The sequence below is a fragment of the Collinsella sp. LCP19S3_A7 genome (assembly GCF_052121995.1).
GTDB lineage: Bacteria > Actinomycetota > Coriobacteriia > Coriobacteriales > Coriobacteriaceae > Collinsella.
Window position 1 is genome coordinate 17,462 of the sequence record NZ_JBQKDE010000003.1, and the last position, 19,724, is coordinate 37,185.

Here is a 19,724-nt window from a genome sequence, read left to right on the forward strand (position 1 = left end):
TATCACAATGCAAATGACAGTAATTATCCTACGTTGAACCGCAACAACTGTCAAATTAACGCACCCAGCACGGCGCCTATCGAGCGGTGAACGGCAGGAGCGTAACGTGCGCATGCTTAAACGTCGCATTTCTCGCTTAAGGCATCAAGGCGCGCCTTAACGGCATCCGCGGCAATGTGATAGGAAAAGCCCTTGCCCATCAAAAATCTGACGAGCTTTTCGAATGCACGTGCCTCGGGAACGCGACGCTTAGCGAGCAAAGCCGATGCACGAGCCAAGTCGTCATCCTCGGCAAAATAAGCCTCGGGATACCCTGGAATCTCATCAAGTGCAACATGGCGACGCTTGAGTTCAGTCTCGATTTTGCGCTGTCCCCAACCACGACGCTTACGCTCCTCGATAAAGTACGAGCAAAAGCGGTTCTCATCTAAAAAACGATACTCGATGGCACGATTGACGGCAAAGTCTATCGCGGGCTGACGAAAGCCATAGCGCGCCAACTTATCGCGCACCTCACCCGTAGCATGATCACGGCGCGAAAGCATCTCGGTCACCATGGTGAGCGCACATTTGCATTCGATAAGCTGTACCGCCTCGCGAAAGTCATCCCAGTCGCAGGGAAGATCGAGACGGTTCTGAACGTACACACGTGCCACACGCACGGGAATCCAAATGGACCGTTCAAAACCGCCCTCCAGATCGCAATCGATATGTGCACAGGGCTTTTTAGACGCATAACCGCTCGAGAACGAGGAGGCCGTCTTCTTATCCGGAAAAACGACCCTAGCCTCGGTCACCGTATACGACATGTCGGCATCCGTTACTCGTCGTCATCGTCGAGCATCGCGGAGCCATCGATGGCATACAGCTCGTCAAACTCCTCGGGGGCGGGCTGATCGGTCAACTCAACCTCGGAGGGGGCATCATCGTCATACTCAAGACCGCAGGCAAGGCGAACCTTGTGCTCGATCTCGTCGGCGCAATCGGGATGCTCGCGCAGGAACGTCTTAGCGGCCTCGCGACCGTTGCCGAGTTTGTCCTCACCATAGGCAAACCAAGACCCCATCTTTTTGCATATGCCGCACTCGACAGCCATATCCAGAATCGAGCCCTCTTTAGAAATGCCAGTGCCATACATGATGTCAAATTCGGCCGAGCGGAACGGAGCAGCCACCTTGTTCTTAACGACCTTGGCACGTACGCGATTGCCGATAACCTCGTCCTTGAGCTTGATGGTATCGATTTTGCGAATATCGATACGCACGGAAGAGAAAAACTTGAGTGCGCGGCCGCCTGTGGTGGTCTCGGGGTTGCCGAACATGACGCCGATCTTCTCGCGCAATTGGTTAATGAAGATGCAGGTTGTGTTGGACTTGGCAAGCGAGCCGGCGAGCTTGCGGAGCGCCTGACTCATCAAGCGAGCCTGCAGACCCACCGTCGTGTCACCGATCTCGCCCTCGATTTCGGCACGTGGAGTCAAAGCGGCAACAGAGTCGACGACGATGGCGTCGATGGCACCGGAACGCACAAGCATGTCAACGATCTCGAGCGCCTGTTCGCCCGTATCGGGCTGGGAAATCAGCACCTCGTCGATATCGACGCCGATGCGCGCGGCGTAGGTGGGATCAAGCGCATGCTCAGCGTCGATAAAAGCCACGACACCGCCCATGGCCTGCGCCTCTGCAAGAATCTCGAGCGAAAGCGTTGTCTTACCGGAGGACTCGGGGCCATAAATCTCAACGATACGGCCGCGCGGCACGCCGCCGATACCCAAGGCGGCATCGAGCGCCAGAGAGCCCGTCGGAATAGCCTCGACCTCGAGCTCGGGACCGCCGTCGCCATACCTCATAATAGAACCCTGGCCGAACTTCTTCTCGATCTCGGCCTTGGTAGTGGCGATCATCTCGTCGCGCTCTTTACCCGTCGTGCGCGTATGAACGGTACGTACGGGACCTGAATTCTTGGCCATGAATAGCCCTCCTCTTAACAACCTGAATCGATGATAAACGAACGGCTGTTCGTAGTCAACCGTTCAGGTTCATCATATGCACCCGTCCATTCCAAAACCCGACCAAACGCCGACCAATCACCGACCAAACGCTTGACCATGCCAATCGCAAATACGAGTGCTCGTACAAATTAAAGACATGTGCCTGCGCAAGCGCATTCCTTGCTAAAGGTCCCTATCTCCACAATTAAGGGGCCCTAAGGCCCCTTAAAACACGTCTATTCCATGGAATTGAGCACGCGGACAATGCGTTCCAGGGCCTCAGCGACCGCATAGGCACGGACGCACGACCGATCACCCTCGTAGTGACAGCGCGCAGACTCAACGACCGTCGCTCCCCCATCGGCCGCACGATACGCCCAGCCGATATAGAACGTGCCGGCGGGGTCTTGCTCGGTACCGCCGCCGGGCCCAGCGTAGCCCGTTGCGCTCACGGCGACATCGCTCTGATAGAGGTCCAGCGAGCCCGCGGCCATCTCACGAGCCGTCTGATGCGACACGGCGCTAAACCGATCGAGCGTTTCCTGCTCGACGCCGAGCACGCGATGTTTGATCTCATCGCAGTAGGTCACCGCACCGCCACGAAGCACCGCCGAGGCACCCGGGATATCGGCAATCGTCGAGGCGATCATGCCCGCCGTCAGCGACTCCGCCGTCGACACCGTCACGCCACGGGCACTCGCGCGCTCGACAATATCGCGCGCCAGCTCCTCGTTGTTTGCGGCGATCTGCAAATAAGACTCCCTCATACCCACCAGAGCCTAGACCGAAAAGACGATCTTACGGCAGTTCCAGAAGTACTGGGCACCCGAGATAATGGTCAAAATGACAGCGATGACGTACAGGAAGCGCGACACCGAATAGACACCGAGCAGCAGCGACGCCGGCCCCAGCTGAAGACCGGCCATCGCAAAGACGCACAGATAGCCACAGATGGAGACCATCGTGGTCGCCGTCTTGTACTTGCCGAGCTTATCGGCGGCAACGACCACACCGGCAGCACTCGCGACCATGCGAAGTGCGCTCACCAACAGCTCGCGGAACAGGATAATGAACACGGACCACACGGTCACCGCGCCAAAATCCAAGAACAGCAGCAAGGCCGAGAACACCAGCAACTTGTCGGCGATGGGGTCCAAGAACTTGCCGAAATCGGTGATCTCGTTGCGTGAGCGCGCCAGATAGCCGTCGACCTTATCGGTGCACGACAGGATCACATACAGAATGAAGGCAGCGGCGGCGAGCGGGCCGTCGAAGGTGCTCCAGTCCGTACCGGCAACGCTCGCGTGAGACAGGGCCGAGACGATCATGAACACCGGAATAAAGACGATGCGAACGCACGTCACGATGTTGGCGGGCGTCCAAACGCTCGTCAGTTCCTTATTGCTCTCGTTTGCCACGACGCTCTCCTACTCCACAACATGGCCGATAAGCTCATAGCAGAAGCTATCGGTAAACTCGACGGTCAAAATATCGCCCACGGACGCCTCGCTGGCGTCCAGATGCACCGCGCCATCGGAATCGGGCGCCTGGAACCAGGCATGACCGATCAGCTCGGCGCCGTCCTCGATCTCCTCGATACCGTCGACGATTACCTGGGCGCGCTCGCCCACATGGGCTGCCGTGGCGGCAAAACCCAGCGACTCGGCCAGATCCATGGCCTCCTGGGCGCGCTCGAGCTTGACCTCCTCATCGACCTGGCCCTCCATATTGGCGGCCAGGCTGCCCTCCTCCCGCGAGTAGGCAAAGACGCTCGTATAGTCAAAGCCGACGGTGTCCATAAAGTCGATAAGATCACGGAACTCGTCGTCGGTCTCGGTCGGAAAGCCGACCATGGCCGTGGAGCGAATCACGATGCCGGGGATACGATCACGAAGATCGCGGAACAGTTCCTCGAGCTCCTGACGCGAACCGGAGCGACGCATGGCCTTGAGGATGCGCGCGTCGCAGTGCTGCACGGGGATATCGATATAGGGCAACACCTCGGGCGTATCGCGAATCGTCTCGATAAGCTCGTCGGTCATGCCCTCGGGCTGCAGATAGAGCACACGAACCCAGACGTTGTGCGGGCGCACAGCCTCGGCGACGGCGCGCAGCAGCTGCGCCAGATTGCGCGGTGAGGCCTCAGCGGTGTCCTCATCGGCAAAGTCGGTGCCCCAAATGCCCGTGTCCTGGCCGATCAGCACGATCTCGCGCACACCGCCGGCAACCAGGTCGCGCACCTCGGAGATAATGCTTTCGGCATTGCGCGAATGATAGCGACCGCGAATGTAGGGAATCATGCAGAAGCTGCAAAAACGATTACAGCCATCGGAGATCTTGACGTAGGCGACAGCGCCCTCGACGGTACGCTTGACCTGCGGGATATAGGCAGCCATTTCACGCTCCACACCAAGAACGCCATCGATGACAGAGACGATACCGTCTTCCTCATCGGCCTTCACAAATGCCGCGACCTCGGGCAGCTCGTCGGGCAGGTCGTCGCCGTAACGAGACGGCACGCAACCGCACATGACAATGGGGCAGGAGCGAACGCCGTCCTGCACCTCGTTAGCGAGCTCGAGCGTGGTCTCGATGCTCTCAGACGTCGCCGAGGTAAGAAACGAGCACGTATTGACAATGGCGATATCGGCATCCTGAGGATCGAATGCCTCCTCGTAGCCCGCAGCGGTCAGCAGCGAACGCATGCGGTCGGTATCGACCTCGTTCTTGGCGCAGCCAAGCGTGATATAGAGTACGGAACCCAACGGAGTATCCATGTTGGAGAGCGGTCCTTTCGAGTAAATTAGCGGTAGTTGGTAAACTGCAGCGGCTGGCCGTAGTCCTGGTCGCGCAGGAACTGAATCACCGTCTGTAAAGCGTCCTTAGAAGCCGAGGAAACGCGCAGCTTATCGGCCTCGATGGTCACCTTGACCTTAAGCTTTTGATCCTTGATGTCTTTATTGATCTTCTTTGCGGTCGTCTGGTCGATGCCCTCGACGATATGACCGAGCACGCGCACGGTACCGCCCGAAGCCGCCTGCGGGGCGTCCCAAGAGACAGCCTTGAGGTCGATACCGCGCTTGATGAGCTTGGAGCTCAAAACATCGATGATCTGCTTGGAGACAAAATCGGCCGGAGCGTTAATCGTAAAGAGCTTGTCGCCCTTCGAAAGCTCGATGGTGGCGCCGGAGTCTTTAAGGTCATAGCGCTGGGAAATCTCGCGGGCGGTCTGCTGGAAGGCGTTATCGACCTCCTGCATGTTAACCTCGGACACAACGTCAAAGCTGGAATCTTTAGCCATGGTTCTTCCTTTCGGTACGGGGAGCCTTAGTAGCTGTCGTACGAATAGTCATCTGTATCGTTCACTGTCTGGTCGTCGGATGCCGTGTCGGTGCCGACGGTAGACTGGGCATCGGTGCCGTCGGCATTATCGGCACCGCCGGCATTATCGCCGTTCGCGGAGTCAGCGGTCTCCTTCTTAGGAACGGTAATGGTCACGCGCGCCACACCCGATGTCTTGGTGTCATAGCGAACCTTTTCACCATTCTTGGTGACCGTGACATCGGAGGGCTTGGACGTGGTGATCTCAATCGAGGACTCGGGCGTGTACTCCTGCTCAAAAGGACCGGTCGCTTGAGCGCCATAGACCGATTTACCGTCGACCTTGACCTCGATCCAGGCGGTCTTGCCCTTGGCAACAGAGACCTTGACCTTGGTGACCTCGTCCTCTTCCGTTTTGACCGTCGCCTTGGCGGCATCGGAACTGGCCGCATCCGTCGCCTCGTCGGCGTCTTCGTCCTCGTCAGTGGATTCGGTCTTCTTGGAAGATTTCTTAGTCGTCGTCTTGGTAGCCACGGGTGTCTCGGACGTCGACTCGGGTGCAGCAGAGCCACAACCACGCAGGAGTACCACGATGAGCAAAATCAACAGTAGCACCACGGCACCGATGCCGACGTAAATAATGCGCGGATCGATCGTGTTGTATTGAGAGGCGCGCCCAACGCCGCGTCCGCGATTGGAGCTACCACGACCATTACCCTGCGGTATGCGGCCGCGACCGCTATCGGGACGACCACGATAGCTACTCTGGCGCTGCGAACCCCGCCGGCCCGGACGCGGCGCAAGCTCGCCACGGCCCTGATAGCCGCGCTGGCCAGAGCGAGGCACCGAAGAGCGCTGCCCATAGGGCTGGGATTGCGAACGGAGGCGCGGCGTCACCTGCGTGGTATCGGCGTCGGAATAGCCATCGCGGGAACGCCCGGCGGGTACTCCGCGATAGCTACGACCGGAGTATCCACCGTCGCCGTAACCGGCGCGAGGATCGCGACTCAACCCGCGAGCGGCGGGAAGCGCACGGTCATCTGGCAGGGGCGTACTGCGAAAACGATCTCGCTGAGAACGAATTTCCTCGCTGGAGCCCGTCTCTGTGATATAGCCCGCTTGCGGAGGGCGCTGGCCGTACCGTGTCGTACGACCACCCTGAACCATCAAAAAACGACCGTTATCGACCGAAGAACGCGAGTTAACGTAGCCGGCAGCATCCTGAAAACGACCGCCCTGCTGCGAGGTATCGCGTTCATATGCCATGAGGTCGTCAAAATAAGCGTTGACGACCTCGCGCGGGTTAAGCCCCAAAAAGCGAGCGTAGCTCGAAATCATGCCCTGCGCATAGCCACGCGGGGGCATCGATGCAAAGTTACCAGTCTCGAAAAACTCGATGATCTGCGGCCTGATTTTGATGGTGTTGGCGACCTGCTGGATGGAAAGGCCCATCCGGCGACGCTGCTCGAGCAGCATGTCACCAAAGCGTGCAGCCATCAGAATCCTCCAAACTCACGATCTTCACGTACCATCTCGGCGTCGACAGACTCCAGCGCGGCAAGCCCTTCGTCATCCAGCAGGACCTCGCGCGGCTTGGAACCGTCGGGCGGGCCGACGACGCCCTTTTCTTCCAGCATGTCCATAATACGCCCGGCGCGCGCATAGCCAACCTTGAGGCGGCGTTGCAGGCCAGATGTGGAGCCCAGCTGCGATTCCACCACAATATGGGCGGCCTCCCAGATAAGCGGGTCGTCATCCTGCGGTTCGGCAACGCCCGTGCGAACAATGCCGCCACCAGCCATGGACATGGAAGCAGGCGCCACGGCAGACAGAATCTCCTCGTGGTAGTCGGGCTCGCTTTGCGACTTAACGAACTCGACGATCTCGTTGATCTCGTCATCCGAGACAAAACAGCCCTGGATACGGCGGGGCTTGCCCCAGTCGACCTTGGAGAACAGCATGTCGCCCAAACCGGTGAGCTTTTCGGCGCCCATCTGGTCGATAATGACGCGGGAATCGATGCCCGTGGCCACGTTAAAGGCGATACGATTGGTGATGTTGGCCTTAATGAGGCCCGTCACCACGTTGGAGCTGGGGCGCTGCGTAGCCACGATAAGGTGAATACCGGCGGCACGGCCCAGCTGGGCGATACGAACGATCGAGGCCTCGACATCCTTGCCGGCAACCATCATCAGGTCCGATAGCTCGTCGATGATAATGACCAGATAGGGCATCTTTTGCGGCGGGTTATCGTAGTGTTCGAACTCGCCGGCGGCCTGCTTTTCGTTATACGTCGAGATCTTGCGAACGTTGAGGCGCTCGAAGACCTTCAGGCGACGCTCCATCTCGGAAACAGCCCATTGCAAGGCACTCGCAGCCTGCTTGGGTTCGGTCACCACGGGCACATAGAGATGGGGCAGGCCGTTATAGCCGGCAAGCTCAACGCGCTTGGGGTCGACCATGATCAAGCGAACGTCCTCGGGAAGCGCGCGCATGAGCAGGGTCGTGATGATGGAGTTGATCATGACCGACTTACCGGAGCCGGTGGTACCGGCAATAAGCAGGTGGGGCATCTTGGCGAGGTCGGCGACGACGGGCGTACCCTCGGCATCGCGGCCGATAGCCAGCTCGAGCGGACCGCCCTTCACATAGGGAAGCACGTCGCCCAGGTTAACGTTCTGGCGCTTGCGATTGGGAATCTCGATACCCACAAGCGAGGTGCCGGGAATCGGCGCAAAGATACGCACCGACTGGGCGGCAAGCGAAAGCGCGATATCGTCCTCGAGGCTCGAAATCTTGCTCACGCGCTCGCCCTCGCCGGGCTGCAGCTTAAAGGTCGTCACCGTGGGACCGGCAATCCAGCCGACGACGCGAGCGCTACGGCCAAACTCCAGCAACGTGGACTGCAGCGACTCGGCAGTCTGCTCCAACTCCTTGTCAGAAGACGCGGCGGACGCCGACTGCGGGTTGGCGTGCAGGATTTCGAGCGGCGGGAGTTTGAGGCCATCCTCTTGCTCGCCCTCGACATCGGCAGCAGTGCCGTCAGCTCCCCCATCGCCGGCTGCAACAGGAGCAGCGGAAGCCGTTGGGGTGGAGGCGTCGGCAACCTTGGGGTGCTTCAGGAAATCGGGGATCTGCGGGGCAGCAGACACGGGGTTCACGGCAAACGGCGGCTCGGACTCGTCGACCTTGTCCGGGTCGTCTTCCATCGAAAGCTGTCCGGTGACCTGTCCTCGCCTGTCTTGGCGACGCGGCAGCAAAGTTGTCTTGGCGGTCTCGAGCGGACACTCGTCATCCTCGTCATCGCCCTCGGTGAGTTCGATTTCGCTATCGGACCAAGACGGGTCGGGCTCACTCGTGTTGAGCTTAGGCGCGGACTTGCCATGCTTGGCATGGCGACGCGGCAGCAGCGTGGTCTTGGCGCGCTCGGCCTCCACGGCCTCGGACACGTCGACAAACGGATCATCGTCCTCGTCGTCATCGTCCAGAACAGGGTCCGCGTCATTGCCCATGACCGTGGTCACGGCCATATCGGAGCCCTTCTGACGAAGAATGCTCAGGTGCGGACGGGCGATGCCAGGAACCGACAGGGCCTCTTCGTCGCCCCACGGGCTCGCATTGACATCGGCACGACGGCGCTCGGCAAAATCGGCAGCGCGATCGCGCGCAGAGCGCAAAACGCCACCCACCGAAAAGCCGATGATGACAAAGCCAACGACGGCCAAACCCAACAGGAACACCATCGCGATAGGTTTACCCAGGGCATTCTGCAGCGCACTCGCAATAAACGCACCGATGTAGCCGCCCGAAGCGGACAGGTTTTGCGGCACAAACATGAGGTCGCACGAATCGCTCGTGCCCGGCACCATCAACGAAAGAATGGAGACGACGGCGATAAAGACAACGGCGCCACCCGCGACCGAGCGAATGTTGAGCGGCGAGTCCTCACCCAAAAAGAGCGTGGCGGCAAACAGCAAAATGACGATCGGCAGCACGTAGGCACCCAGGCCAAAGCCAAGATGGTAGAAACCGGCAACCACTGCCGTCACGGGTGCCGTTGCCGGAGAAATCACGGCAATGAAAGACGCAATCGCCAAAACGGCAATGACCACGCCGGCGATATCGCGGTTGGCCGAAGGCTCGACCAGGGGCTCAACATCGTCGAACTCGGCCTCGTGGCCCTTATTGGCACGAAGATGGGAACCGGCACCCTTAGCAGATGCCGGTTGGTTGTTGGCTTTATTGCCTTTGGCGTTTTGTGCAGATCCGCGCGCCAAACTAAACCTCCATGACGACCGGGATGATCATCGGACGGGTGCGCGTACGGCTCCAAATGAAGTTGGAGAGCGAATCGCGCACGGCCTTGCGAATGGCATCGGAGCCGCTGCTCGTAAAGCTAAACTTGCCCTTCTCGATTGTCTTCATGATGGATGCGGAGGCATCCTCGGAGAACCGATCGTCGATAGCAAATGAAACGCCACGGCCCGAGAACTCAATAGCCTCGATCTTCTTGTGCTTGAGCGAAACGATAGCGACGGCTGTGACCATACCGTCATTGGCAAGCTTCTGACGATCGCGCAGGACGATGGGGTCGGTATCGCCGATGCGCAGGCCGTCGACGTAGACGACGCCGGATTCGACGGGCGTTCCGCGCTTGACAATACCACCACGCATCTCGAGCGTGTCACCGTTATCGAGGATAAAGATGTGATCATCCTTAATACCCATCTTACGGGCAAGCTGGGCATGGGCACGCAGGTGCACGGCCTCGCCGTGAACCGGCATAAAATAGGTGGGCTTGGCCATGGCCATCAGAAGCTTGAGCTCCTCCTGGCTGCCGTGACCCGAGACATGGACGAGGGCACGGTTCTTGTCCCACACGTCGCAGCCAAGCTTGGCCAGGCTGTTGACGACCTGCTGGACGGCCTTCTCGTTGCCGGGAACAGGGGTCGCCGAGAGGATGACGGTATCGCCCTCGTGGATGGAGAGCGTCTTGTGCTCGCCGTTGGCCATGCGGGACAGCGCCGACAGCGGCTCGCCCTGAGAGCCGGTGCACATGACGACAATCTTGTCGTCAGGCAGGTTATCGATATCGAAGGCATCGATGATATCGGCATCGTCGATGTTGAGGTAGCCCAGCTCGCGCGCCACGCGGGTGTTGGTGAGCATGGAACGTCCGGTCACGACGACCTTGCGGCCGCACTTGCGGGCGGCGTCGCAGATCTGCTGCAGGCGATGGATATGGCTCGAGAACGACGCGACGAACACGCGGCCCGGGGCATTCTTGATGGCGTGCAGCAAGTTGGGACCGACCTCGGCCTCGGACTTGGTAAAGCCCGGAACCGTGGCGTTGGTGGAGTCGGAAAGCAACAGGTCGATGCCCTGCTTGGCAAAGCGACTGATGGCGGCATAATCGGGCGTGACGCCATCGATGGGCGTCTGGTCGAGCTTAAAGTCGCCCGTGTGCATAACGGTGCCCTGGTTGGTGCGAATGAATACGCCCAAAGCGCCCGGAATCGAGTGCGTCATAGAGAAGAAGTCGAGCGAAATGCCACCAAGATTGACATGGCTACCGCCCTTGACCTCGCGGAACTTGGGCGCGCGGATGCGGAACTCGGAAAGCTTGCCCTCGATGAAACCAAGCGTCAGCTTGCTCGAGAAGATGGGCACCTTGTTGTTGAGGTCCTGCAGCAGGTACGGAAGCGAACCGGTATGGTCCTCGTGGCCGTGGGTGACGATGATGCCGCGGAGCTTCTCCTCGTTCTCCAGAACATAGGTGTAGTCGGGAAGCACCAGGTCAATACCGGGCTGGGAATCGTCGGGGAACATAAGGCCGGCGTCGACGAGCACCATGTCGTCGCCGCACTCGAAGACCGTCATATTCTTGCCGATGCCGTCAAGGCCTCCGAGCGGAATGATCTTCAAGGGAGATGATTTTTTAGCTGCCATAGGTTCGTGCGGTTTCCTTTCTTCGAAACGGGTCTGGAACAACCGACGGGGCGCTTCTGGCAAACCGACCGCCGGGAACGTACAAACATGCATCACGGAGTCGATGCAGTAACCGCATTATGATACCCATTTGCCCACCAACAGACCACCCATGCATCAAAGCCCCATCTGAACTGGTCTATCCCGCCGGTTTCCCGTGGGGCGGGCACTGATGAAGTTTCCTGCTCTACAGTCCTGCTCACGACGGAGGCCACATTAAGTGGCCTCCTGTTCGTGCGGAACTCGCGATAAACTTCATCAGTGCCCGCCCCACGGGAAACCTGCCAATAAGGGACAGGTTTATTTTGGTAGGTTTTATCTGGGGTAATGCCGCGCATGCGATTATCTAAAGATCTGAATTCAGATAACTGAATAGACTATCTGACAAAATCGAAACCCGCACCCACCAGCCCTTTTGCTATTCCCGGCGGGGGCCGCGGGTAAAGTTTATCGCGAGTTCCGCACGAGCCGGAGAGCACTTAATGTGCTCTCCGTGCGAGCAGGACTGTAGAGCAGGAAACTTTACCCGCGGGCCCCGCCGGGAATAGCAAAAGGGCGACTCCGGACAGGGGTCGCCCTTGTTGAGCTGCTTATGTGTAGCTGTTACTCGGCGTCGTGGTGACGGCGGGGCTTGCGGCCTCCGTTGTCGCCGGGACGGCGCGGACGGTCGCTGCGCTCGGAGCGCTCGCGACGCGGACGCTCACGGCGCTGGAAGTGCTCGCCATCGCCCTCGGGGGCACCCTCGGCACGAGCCGGGGCCTCGGGCTTATCCAGACGATCGAGCGAGATCTTGCCGCGATCGTCGACCTCGATAACGACGACCTTAACCTCGTCGCCCACGTTGAGGACGTCCTCGACCTTCTCCACGCGACCCTTGGCGACGCGGGAAATGTGCAGCAGGCCGTCCTTACCGGGCAGCAGGTTGACAAAGGCGCCAAAGGGCTGGATGGAGACCACGCGACCGGTGTACTCCTCGCCCGGCTCGGGAACCTTGATGATGAGCTTGATGCGCTCGACAGCCTGGTCGACGGACTCGCCGGTGCCGCCGACAAAGACAGTGCCGTCCTCCTGGATGTCGACCAAAGCACCGGTCTCGTCTTGGATGCCGCGGATGACCTTGCCGCCGGAACCGATGACGTCGCGGATCTTGTCGGTCGGAACCTGGATGGAGACGATGCGCGGAGCGGTGCTGCGCGTGGTGTGGCGCGGCTCGGGGATCACATCGAGCATCTTCTGCAGAATGAAGGCGCGACCCTCCTTGGCCTGCTGCAGGGCGCGGGCCAGGATGTCGAAGGTAAGGCCGGTGGCCTTGTTGTCCATCTGCAGAGCGGTAATGCCCTCGGTGGTGCCGGTGACCTTAAAGTCCATATCGCCCAGGAAGTCCTCGAGACCCTGGATGTCGGACAGGACCACGGTCTTGCCCTCCTCCTGGATCAGACCCATGGCGATACCGGAGACCGGGCGCTTAATGGGAACGCCACCGTCCATGAGGGCGAGCGTGGAGCCGCAGGTCGAAGCCATCGAAGAGGAGCCGTTGGACTCCATGACCTCGGAGACCACGCGGATGGCGTAGGGGAACTCGTTCTCGTCGGGGAGCACCGGAAGCAGGGCGCGCTCGGCCAGGTTGCCGTGGCCGATCTCGCGGCGCTTGGGGCTACCCATGCGGCCGGTCTCGCCGGTGCAGAACGGCGGGAAGTTGTAGTGGTGCATGTAGCGCTTGCCCTCGGTGGGCTCGATGGTATCCAGACGCTGGCCCTCGTTGAGCATGCCGAGCGACAGGACGGAGAGCACCTGGGTCTGGCCGCGCTGGAACAGGCCGGAGCCATGAACGAGCGGCAGGTAGTTGTCCTTCACCATAATGGGGCGAATCTCATCGGCGGCACGGCCGTCGACGCGCTCACCGGTTTCGACGACCATGGTGCGCATGGCCTTCTTCTCGAGCTTCTTGAGTGCCACGGGGATCTCGCGCTCCCAAGCGGCCTGCTCCTCCTCGGTGAACTCGGCACGGATGGACTCCTTCAGAGCCTCGACCTTGCCGATACGGGAGAGCTTGTCGGCGTCGCGAAGGGCGGCTGCCATCTCGTCGTAGTGGGCGAAGATGCGCTCCTGGACCTCCTCGACGGGCTGGTCGAGCGGGTACTCCTTCTTGACGATAGCGCCGTTGACCTGCTCCCACTCGGCAACGAACTCGTCCTGAGCCCGGCAGAAGGCAGCGAGGGCCTCCTGGCCAAACTTCATGGCGGCGAGCATATCGTCCTCGGAGATCTCATCGGCGCCGGCCTCGACCATCGAGATGAAGTCGGCAGAGCCGCCCAGCTCCAGGTCCAGATCGGAGTTCTCGCGCTCCTCATAGGTGGGGTTGACGATAAACTCGCCGGTCTCCACGTTGCGGCCGATGCGCACGCACGCAAGCGGGCCCTCGAAGGGCACGCCGCCGAGCGTCATGGCCAGGGAGGCACCCATGACGTTGATGACGTCGAAGGGGTTGACCTGGTCGGCGACGAGCGAGGTGGCGACGATGTGCACCTCGTTGCGGAAGCCGTCCGGGAAGCTCGGGCGAATAGGACGGTCGATCATGCGGGCCGTGAGCGTGGCCTTCTCGCTGGGACGGCCCTCGCGCTTGAGGTAGCCACCCGGAATACGGCCGGCAGCGTACATCTTCTCGTTGAAGTCGACGGTCAGCGGAAAGAAGTCGTAGTTCTTGCGCTCCTTGGAGACGACCACGGTGTCGAGCATCGTGGTGTCGCCCTGCTTGACCAGACAGGCGCCGGTGGCCTGCTTGGCAAGTTCGCCCGACTCAAAGGTGTAGGTCTTGCCGTACAGCTCAAAGGTCTTGGATACGAGTGTCATTGTTCTCCTTTACCCCGCAGGCCCCTTGCCTGCGGGCTTCTCATGTGACGCGGGCCCCCTGCCCCCGCCACGCTTCAGAGCGTGATTGTTCACGCCCTTACACAAAAAGAGCGCCCCGCTGCGCAGGACGCTCTTAGCATGTACAAATCCTTACTGGATATTGTCGCGGATGCCCAGAGCCTTGATGAGCTCACGATACTCGACGACGTCGTTCTTCTTGATGTAGGAGAGAAGACGACGACGGCGACCGACGAGCATGAGCAGACCACGACGGGTGTGGAAGTCCTTCTGGTGGGACTTCATGTGCTCGGTCAGCTCCTTGATGCGCTCGGTCAGGATGGCGACCTGAACCTTGGGGTTGCCGGTGTCGACCGGGGTGTTACCGAACTGGGCAGTCAGCTCCGCCTTGCGCTCTTTGGAAACAGTCATTGTTTCACCTTTCGTTTCGCGTCGCCCGCGGGCGACTCTATTCGCCTCGGACTGGGAAGCCGCCGGTGGAGCGAGCATCCAAGGTCGAGGTACCAACAGGTCGGTATGTTACCACAAGCGGACCGCGTATGCCCATCATCACCGACCCAACATGAATTCCATCGCGCGAAGACGCTGATCGGTGTGCGTCGCAGCCCAAACATGCGAAAGCCCCAGCAAAAAGGCGGCAGTATGGGGATCGACCCTCTCGGCCATGAGCGCATCGAAGGTCATGGACATGAGGGCGCGCAGCCATGCGACCTCGCCGGTCGACACCAGCTCGGCACCCGGAACGCTCGACGCGCACGACCCGCACATGAGCCCGCCCGCCTGGGGCGAAAAATACGACAGCATGGGGTCTCCGCACAGTACGCAGGCCGAAAAATCGGGTCGATAGCCAACGTGCGACAGCAGCTTAAAGACATATGCCGCCACAAGCAGATCCATATGTGCCGTATCGAGCCTGCTGCCCACCAGGGCAAGTGCTCGCTGCGTAATGGCAAAGGTAAACGGGTCCTCAGCGTCCTCGAACGAGCACACGCGCGCGACCTCGGCGATCGCGCTTGCGGCGCAGGTCGTCTCGTAATCGGGCGCGGCGCCGAGCGGCGCCTCCATAAGCTCGGCCTGGGAAACCACGTCGAGCGACCGTCCGTGCGCGAGCAGCATATCGACGGTACAGAACAGCTCGCAGCGCGCCGCCAGGCGCCCGCCGGGTTTGCGCGCGCCCTTTGCCACGGCACGGACCTGCCGACCCCGCTCATCAAGCATCGTCAAGATCAGATCGGTCTCCTTGAGCTTGGTCTTATCGAGGACGAGTACCTTTGTGCGATATGTCCGTGAGCCTGCCATGAGCGCCGCGCGCCCTTAGTCCTCGGCGTTGTAGCCAAAACGGCGAATCTGGGCCTCGTCGTCACGCCAGCCGGCCTTTACCTTCACGTCCAGCTCCAAAAAGACCTGCGTGCCAAAGATGCGTTCAAGATCGCGACGGGCGTCGATGCCGATATGCTTGATCATCTCGCCGCCCTTACCGATGATGATGCCCTTTTGGCCCTCGCGCTCAACGTAAATGGTGGCATGCACGCGCAGCACCTTCTTGGTCTGTTCAAGCGCATCGCAGATTACGCCAACGGAGTGCGGAATCTCATCACGGGTGCGGCGCAAGACCTTCTCGCGCACAAACTCGGCAACGAGCGTCTCGTCGGAAGCGTCGGTACCCATGTCCTCGGGGAACCAACGCGGGCCCTCGGGCAAAAAGTGCGCAACGGTCTCGATGAAGGCATCGACGTTAAAGTTCTTGACCGACGACGTCACGATCTCATCGTCATATTCCATAAGCTCGTGGGCGGCCTTAAGCTGCTCCATGACCTGTGCGGGATCGGCTTCATCGGCCTTGGTGAGCACCAGGACCTTCTTGGAACGGGCGCATCTGACGCGCTCGGCAACCCAGGCGTCTCCCCTGCCGATCGGTTTGGTGGCATCAATTAAAAACGCGACGACATCGACATCGTTTAGCTCGAACAGCGCGCTCTTGTTGAGCTCGGACCCCAGACCGTCCTTGGGCTTGTGGATACCCGGGGTATCGACAAAAACCAGCTGGTAACCGGGGCGATTGACGACGGCGCGCATGCGACGGCGGGTCGTCTGGGCCACCGGCGAGGTGATGGCGACCTTTTTGCCATAGCAGGCGTTGAGCAGCGTGGACTTACCGGCGTTGGGGCGACCGACCAGGGCCACGAAGCCGCTGCGGAAACCGGGCTCAACGTCGCCAAAGCCAGCGAGGCTGTCGTCCTCGTCGCACAGGGCGTCGAGCTCTTCGTCACTCATGCCCTCAAACGGGTCGAACCCCTCGACCTCGCAAGCCTCAGTCGCTTCGGCATCCACAGCATCCAGGGACTCGTCGTCCAGCGTTTCATCGATAGGCTGCATATTGTCGGACATGAAGATCCCTTTCTAAATAAAGCCGAGCGCGTGGGCAAATACCAACAAGCCCACAATCGCGGCGGTGATGGAAAGAACGTATACGGAGGCGGCGGCGATATCCTTTGCACGCTTTGCCAGCGGATGGAGCTCCTGGGTCGCCAAATCGACAATCGCCTCCATGGCGGTGTTGCACAGCTCGCCGTGAATCACCAGGCCGCAGCAAATGATAATCGTAGCCCACTCGGCAATGTCGAGCCCCACGATGCAGCCGGCAATGACAGTGCACACACCCGCCACGAGCATGACCTTAATGTTGCGCTCGGTCTTGACGGCGGTAACGAAGCCCTCCATGGCGTAGGAGAACGACTTTAAAAAGGACGGATGGTCCTTGTTCGATCCGGGAATCATAGACGGCTCCTAGTCGTGGTCATGGTTGGTGATGGGGCCGACGTGAACCAGCTTGGGGTCCTCGCCGCGCTCGAGCGCCAAATCGCGCAGGATGGCGTCCTCGCGGGCCTCCATGACCTCGGCCTCGTCGTCCACGATATGATCGTAGCCCAGTAAATGCAACATGCCATGCACGAGCATCAGGCGGCACTCATCGGCAGGGCTATTGCCAAAGCCGGGGGCCTGACGGGCAATGACCTGCGGGGCCAAGATGATATCGCCGAGCTCGAGCGTCTCGTCGGCTGGGATATCCTCGTCAAAGGCTGAGTCGCATTCGAACGAGAGGACATCGGTGGTACGGTCGATACCGCGCCACTCGTGGTTGAGCTCGCGCATCTCATCCTCATCGACATACGAAAGGGAAATCTCGACTTTTCGCTCAACGCCCTCGGCAGCAAGCACGACCTCGCAGACGTGCTCTACCTCCTGCGCGTCAAGCAGCGTATCGAGCTCGGCATCGTTGCTGATCAATACACTCAACGGGACTCCTTTCGGTCGCGCACGCGTTTCTCGCGCACGTCATCATAAGCATCATATGCCTCGACGATTCGCCCCACCAAGGCGTGACGCACCACGTCGGCACGCTCGAGGTGCGAAAACGCGACATCGTCGACACGACCCAAAATCTGCTCAACGTCGGCAAGACCGCCGCGACGACCTACCAAGTCACGCTGGCTCAGGTCACCGGTAATCACAAACTTGGAGTTAAAGCCCAAGCGCGTCAGGAACATCTTCATCTGCTCGGGCGTGGTATTTTGAGCCTCGTCGAGCACCACGAAGGCATCGCTCAGCGTACGACCGCGCATGTAGGCAAGCGGGGCGATCTCGATCACGCCACGCTCCATAAGCTCATCGGTGCGCTCGCGATCCATCATGTCAAAAAGGGCGTCGTAGAGCGGACGCATGTAGGGATCGATCTTTTCCTCGAGGGTACCGGGCAAAAAGCCCAAGTTCTCCCCCGCCTCGACAACCGGACGCGTCAAGATCAGACGGCCCACCTCGTGACGCTTGAGCGCGGCAACGGCAAGTGCCATGGCCAGATAGGTCTTACCGGTACCGGCAGGACCCAAGCCAAACGTGATGGTATGCGAGCGGATGGCATCCACATAGCGCTTTTGACCGAGCGTCTTGGGGCGAATGGCACGACCGCGATACGAAAGCAGCACATCATCGCGAAGCGACGTAGCCCCGTACTCACCGTCGCGCAAGACGGCCAGGCAGCGAGAGACATCGTCGACAGACAGCGTCCGTCCGGCGGCAGCCTCGCGAAAAGCATGCTCGAAAAAGCGCGCCACGAGCTCGACCTCGTCCGGGTCACCGCACACGGCGATACGGTCGCCACGGGCGACCACGTGGGCGCGAACCAAGCTCTCGAGCGCACGAAGGACGCCGTCGCCGGCACCCAAAACGCGCGAGGGATCAATTCCATCGGGAACGGTAAGTCTAATCTTCGAGGCTTCCATGAACCTCCCTGCGTGCATGGACCAAGCCGGAATCATCGACTCCGATGATAGCAACATCGAGCAGGCACGGGGCTGTGAGTCCGCAGGTATCGTCAAGACGGGCATGATGGAACGAACCGAGCGTCAGGCTGTCGCCATACTCGAGCACGGCACGCTCGACGGTGCCCACGCGACGGCGGGCGTCGGCAATGGCGAGTTCCTGCGCCGCGGCTCGCATACGACGGCTGCGCTCAGCCATAATCTCGGGCGGCACCTGGTCGGGCATGTCGGCAGCAAGGGTACCGGGACGCTTGCTATAGCGAAAGACATGCATGCGCGAAAAGCCCACGCGACGGCACAACGCCAGCGACTCCTCAAATTCCTCGTCCGTCTCGCCGGGAAAACCGACGATGACGTCGCACGAAAGGGACGCCTGAGGCAAGTTGGCGCGGATCATACGCACCGTCTCCTCAAATGCCTCGGCGCTATAGGGACGGCCCATGCGATGCAGGGTCGCCGTGCAGCCAGACTGCACGGGCAGGTGCAAAAACGGGGCGATGCGCTGCGGATAGCGCGCCATGACCTTAAGCAGGGGCTCGGAGATATCCATGGGCTCGACCGAGGAAATGCGCACATGCGGAATAGACGTACGCTCCATGATTGCCTCGAGCAGCTCATCGATCTCGACGTGTTCGTCGGTCGCACTCTTGCCATCGTAGGCGCCCAGGTTCACGCCCGTCAGCACCACCTCGGGCACGCCGGCCTCCTGAGCCTCACGAACTTGTTCGAGCACAGACTCGACCGGCACGGAGCGCTCGGGGCCGCGGGCCTTCCACACAATGCAATAGGTGCAACGATGGTTGCAGCCGTCCTGGATCTTCACACCCAGACGCGAGCGACCGAGCGCGTCGACCACATCGCCGTCGCTACAGGCGGCCACGCTATCGGACTCAACGCCCAGCACCTCGCAGACGCGTTCGGCGACATCGATCTTAGACGGCTCCGCGATCACGCGGTCCGAAAGCTCCAGAAGCTCCTCGGGGTGCAAATTGACAACGCACCCGGTCACGACCACATAGGGCTCTTTTGGATGAGCCAGCGCATGGCGGACGGCCTTACGGGTCTTGGCCTCGGCCTCGCCCGTAACGGCACAGGTGTTAATGACGATCAGCTCCGCATCCTGAGGATCCACCATTGCAAAACCCAGGCGCATAAGATCGGCAGTGATACGGTCGGACTCAACCCGGTTGACACGGCAGCCGAGGTTGACAACAGAGATATGAGGTGCGAGCACGCGG

17 protein-coding genes are annotated in these 19,724 nt (G+C 60.4%); all 17 read right to left on the reverse strand.

The genetic code is table 11. The annotated features are described in order from the left end of the window. Positions 1–116: 116 nt before the first annotated feature. Positions 117–809, reverse strand: coding sequence for a regulatory protein RecX (locus tag ACTQV3_RS02245; protein ID WP_154516334.1), 693 nt, complete (start codon positions 807–809; stop codon positions 117–119). Between the two features lie 11 nt (positions 810–820). Further along, positions 821–1,969, reverse strand: a complete 1,149-nt coding sequence (recA, locus tag ACTQV3_RS02250) for a recombinase RecA (RefSeq protein ID WP_154516331.1) — start codon at positions 1,967–1,969, stop codon at positions 821–823. Between the two features lie 257 nt (positions 1,970–2,226). Further along, positions 2,227–2,742: a CinA family protein gene (locus ACTQV3_RS02255; RefSeq protein WP_427717479.1), complete on the reverse strand. Its 516-nt coding sequence runs from the start codon at positions 2,740–2,742 to the stop codon at positions 2,227–2,229. A 27-nt stretch (positions 2,743–2,769) separates the two neighbouring features. Then, positions 2,770–3,318: a CDP-diacylglycerol--glycerol-3-phosphate 3-phosphatidyltransferase gene (pgsA, locus tag ACTQV3_RS02260; RefSeq protein WP_229770672.1), complete on the reverse strand. Its 549-nt coding sequence runs from the start codon at positions 3,316–3,318 to the stop codon at positions 2,770–2,772. Positions 3,319–3,417: 99 nt separating this feature from the next. Beyond that, entirely contained in the window at positions 3,418–4,767 is a 1,350-nt protein-coding gene (gene rimO / locus ACTQV3_RS02265) for a 30S ribosomal protein S12 methylthiotransferase RimO (protein ID WP_441535800.1), read from the reverse strand. Between the two features lie 26 nt (positions 4,768–4,793). Further along, a complete protein-coding gene (locus ACTQV3_RS02270; RefSeq protein WP_427794768.1) occupies positions 4,794–5,291 on the reverse strand; it encodes a YajQ family cyclic di-GMP-binding protein in 498 nt (165 codons plus the stop codon). 26 nt (positions 5,292–5,317) lie between these two features. Further along, entirely contained in the window at positions 5,318–6,808 is a 1,491-nt protein-coding gene (locus ACTQV3_RS02275) for a RodZ domain-containing protein (protein WP_441535799.1), read from the reverse strand. Further along, positions 6,808–9,588: a DNA translocase FtsK 4TM domain-containing protein gene (locus ACTQV3_RS02280; RefSeq protein WP_441535798.1), complete on the reverse strand. Its 2,781-nt coding sequence runs from the start codon at positions 9,586–9,588 to the stop codon at positions 6,808–6,810. The genes ACTQV3_RS02275 and ACTQV3_RS02280 overlap by 1 nt, the downstream gene beginning before the upstream one ends. A gap of 1 nt (position 9,589) precedes the next feature. Further along, positions 9,590–11,260 carry a ribonuclease J gene (locus ACTQV3_RS02285; protein WP_441535797.1) on the reverse strand — a complete coding sequence of 557 codons (1,671 nt, stop codon included), beginning with the start codon at positions 11,258–11,260 and terminating at the stop codon, positions 9,590–9,592. 642 nt (positions 11,261–11,902) lie between these two features. After that, positions 11,903–14,149 carry a polyribonucleotide nucleotidyltransferase gene (locus tag ACTQV3_RS02290; RefSeq protein ID WP_154516316.1) on the reverse strand — a complete coding sequence of 749 codons (2,247 nt, stop codon included), beginning with the start codon at positions 14,147–14,149 and terminating at the stop codon, positions 11,903–11,905. 150 nt (positions 14,150–14,299) lie between these two features. After that, entirely contained in the window at positions 14,300–14,578 is a 279-nt protein-coding gene (rpsO, locus tag ACTQV3_RS02295) for a 30S ribosomal protein S15 (RefSeq protein WP_154516313.1), read from the reverse strand. 138 nt (positions 14,579–14,716) lie between these two features. After that, positions 14,717–15,466 carry a DNA repair protein RecO gene (recO, locus tag ACTQV3_RS02300; RefSeq protein WP_154516310.1) on the reverse strand — a complete coding sequence of 250 codons (750 nt, stop codon included), beginning with the start codon at positions 15,464–15,466 and terminating at the stop codon, positions 14,717–14,719. Between the two features lie 15 nt (positions 15,467–15,481). After that, a complete protein-coding gene (gene era / locus ACTQV3_RS02305; protein WP_441535796.1) occupies positions 15,482–16,555 on the reverse strand; it encodes a GTPase Era in 1,074 nt (357 codons plus the stop codon). Between the two features lie 12 nt (positions 16,556–16,567). Beyond that, positions 16,568–16,945, reverse strand: a complete 378-nt coding sequence (locus tag ACTQV3_RS02310) for a diacylglycerol kinase family protein (protein WP_099431794.1) — start codon at positions 16,943–16,945, stop codon at positions 16,568–16,570. Between the two features lie 9 nt (positions 16,946–16,954). Continuing rightward, positions 16,955–17,464 carry an rRNA maturation RNase YbeY gene (gene ybeY, locus ACTQV3_RS02315; protein WP_441535795.1) on the reverse strand — a complete coding sequence of 170 codons (510 nt, stop codon included), beginning with the start codon at positions 17,462–17,464 and terminating at the stop codon, positions 16,955–16,957. Next, on the reverse strand, positions 17,461–18,447 hold the full coding sequence (locus tag ACTQV3_RS02320) for a PhoH family protein (protein ID WP_441015490.1): 987 nt from the start codon (positions 18,445–18,447) through the stop codon (positions 17,461–17,463). The genes ybeY and ACTQV3_RS02320 overlap by 4 nt, the downstream gene beginning before the upstream one ends. Beyond that, positions 18,428–19,720: a MiaB/RimO family radical SAM methylthiotransferase gene (locus tag ACTQV3_RS02325; protein ID WP_441535793.1), complete on the reverse strand. Its 1,293-nt coding sequence runs from the start codon at positions 19,718–19,720 to the stop codon at positions 18,428–18,430. Before ACTQV3_RS02325 ends, ACTQV3_RS02320 begins: the two co-directional genes overlap by 20 nt. Between the last annotated feature and the right edge of the window lie 4 nt (positions 19,721–19,724).

What these genes read in the sequence shown, in the direction of transcription:
- ACTQV3_RS02320 (WP_441015490.1), bottom strand. Translation starts at nt 18,447, where the DNA reads ATGGAAGCCTCGAAGATTAGACTTACCGTTCCCGATGGAATTGATCCC.
- rimO (WP_441535800.1), bottom strand. Translation starts at nt 4,767, where the DNA reads ATGGATACTCCGTTGGGTTCCGTACTCTATATCACGCTTGGCTGCGCC.
- ACTQV3_RS02285 (WP_441535797.1), bottom strand. Translation starts at nt 11,260, where the DNA reads ATGGCAGCTAAAAAATCATCTCCCTTGAAGATCATTCCGCTCGGAGGC.
- recA (WP_154516331.1), bottom strand. Translation starts at nt 1,969, where the DNA reads ATGGCCAAGAATTCAGGTCCCGTACGTACCGTTCATACGCGCACGACG.
- ACTQV3_RS02270 (WP_427794768.1), bottom strand. Translation starts at nt 5,291, where the DNA reads ATGGCTAAAGATTCCAGCTTTGACGTTGTGTCCGAGGTTAACATGCAG.
- ACTQV3_RS02275 (WP_441535799.1), bottom strand. Translation starts at nt 6,808, where the DNA reads ATGGCTGCACGCTTTGGTGACATGCTGCTCGAGCAGCGTCGCCGGATG.
- ACTQV3_RS02310 (WP_099431794.1), bottom strand. Translation starts at nt 16,945, where the DNA reads ATGATTCCCGGATCGAACAAGGACCATCCGTCCTTTTTAAAGTCGTTC.
- era (WP_441535796.1), bottom strand. Translation starts at nt 16,555, where the DNA reads ATGTCCGACAATATGCAGCCTATCGATGAAACGCTGGACGACGAGTCC.
- rpsO (WP_154516313.1), bottom strand. Translation starts at nt 14,578, where the DNA reads ATGACTGTTTCCAAAGAGCGCAAGGCGGAGCTGACTGCCCAGTTCGGT.
- ACTQV3_RS02290 (WP_154516316.1), bottom strand. Translation starts at nt 14,149, where the DNA reads ATGACACTCGTATCCAAGACCTTTGAGCTGTACGGCAAGACCTACACC.
- pgsA (WP_229770672.1), bottom strand. Translation starts at nt 3,318, where the DNA reads ATGATCGTCTCGGCCCTGTCTCACGCGAGCGTTGCCGGTACGGACTGG.
- ACTQV3_RS02245 (WP_154516334.1), bottom strand. Translation starts at nt 809, where the DNA reads ATGTCGTATACGGTGACCGAGGCTAGGGTCGTTTTTCCGGATAAGAAG.
- recO (WP_154516310.1), bottom strand. Translation starts at nt 15,466, where the DNA reads ATGGCAGGCTCACGGACATATCGCACAAAGGTACTCGTCCTCGATAAG.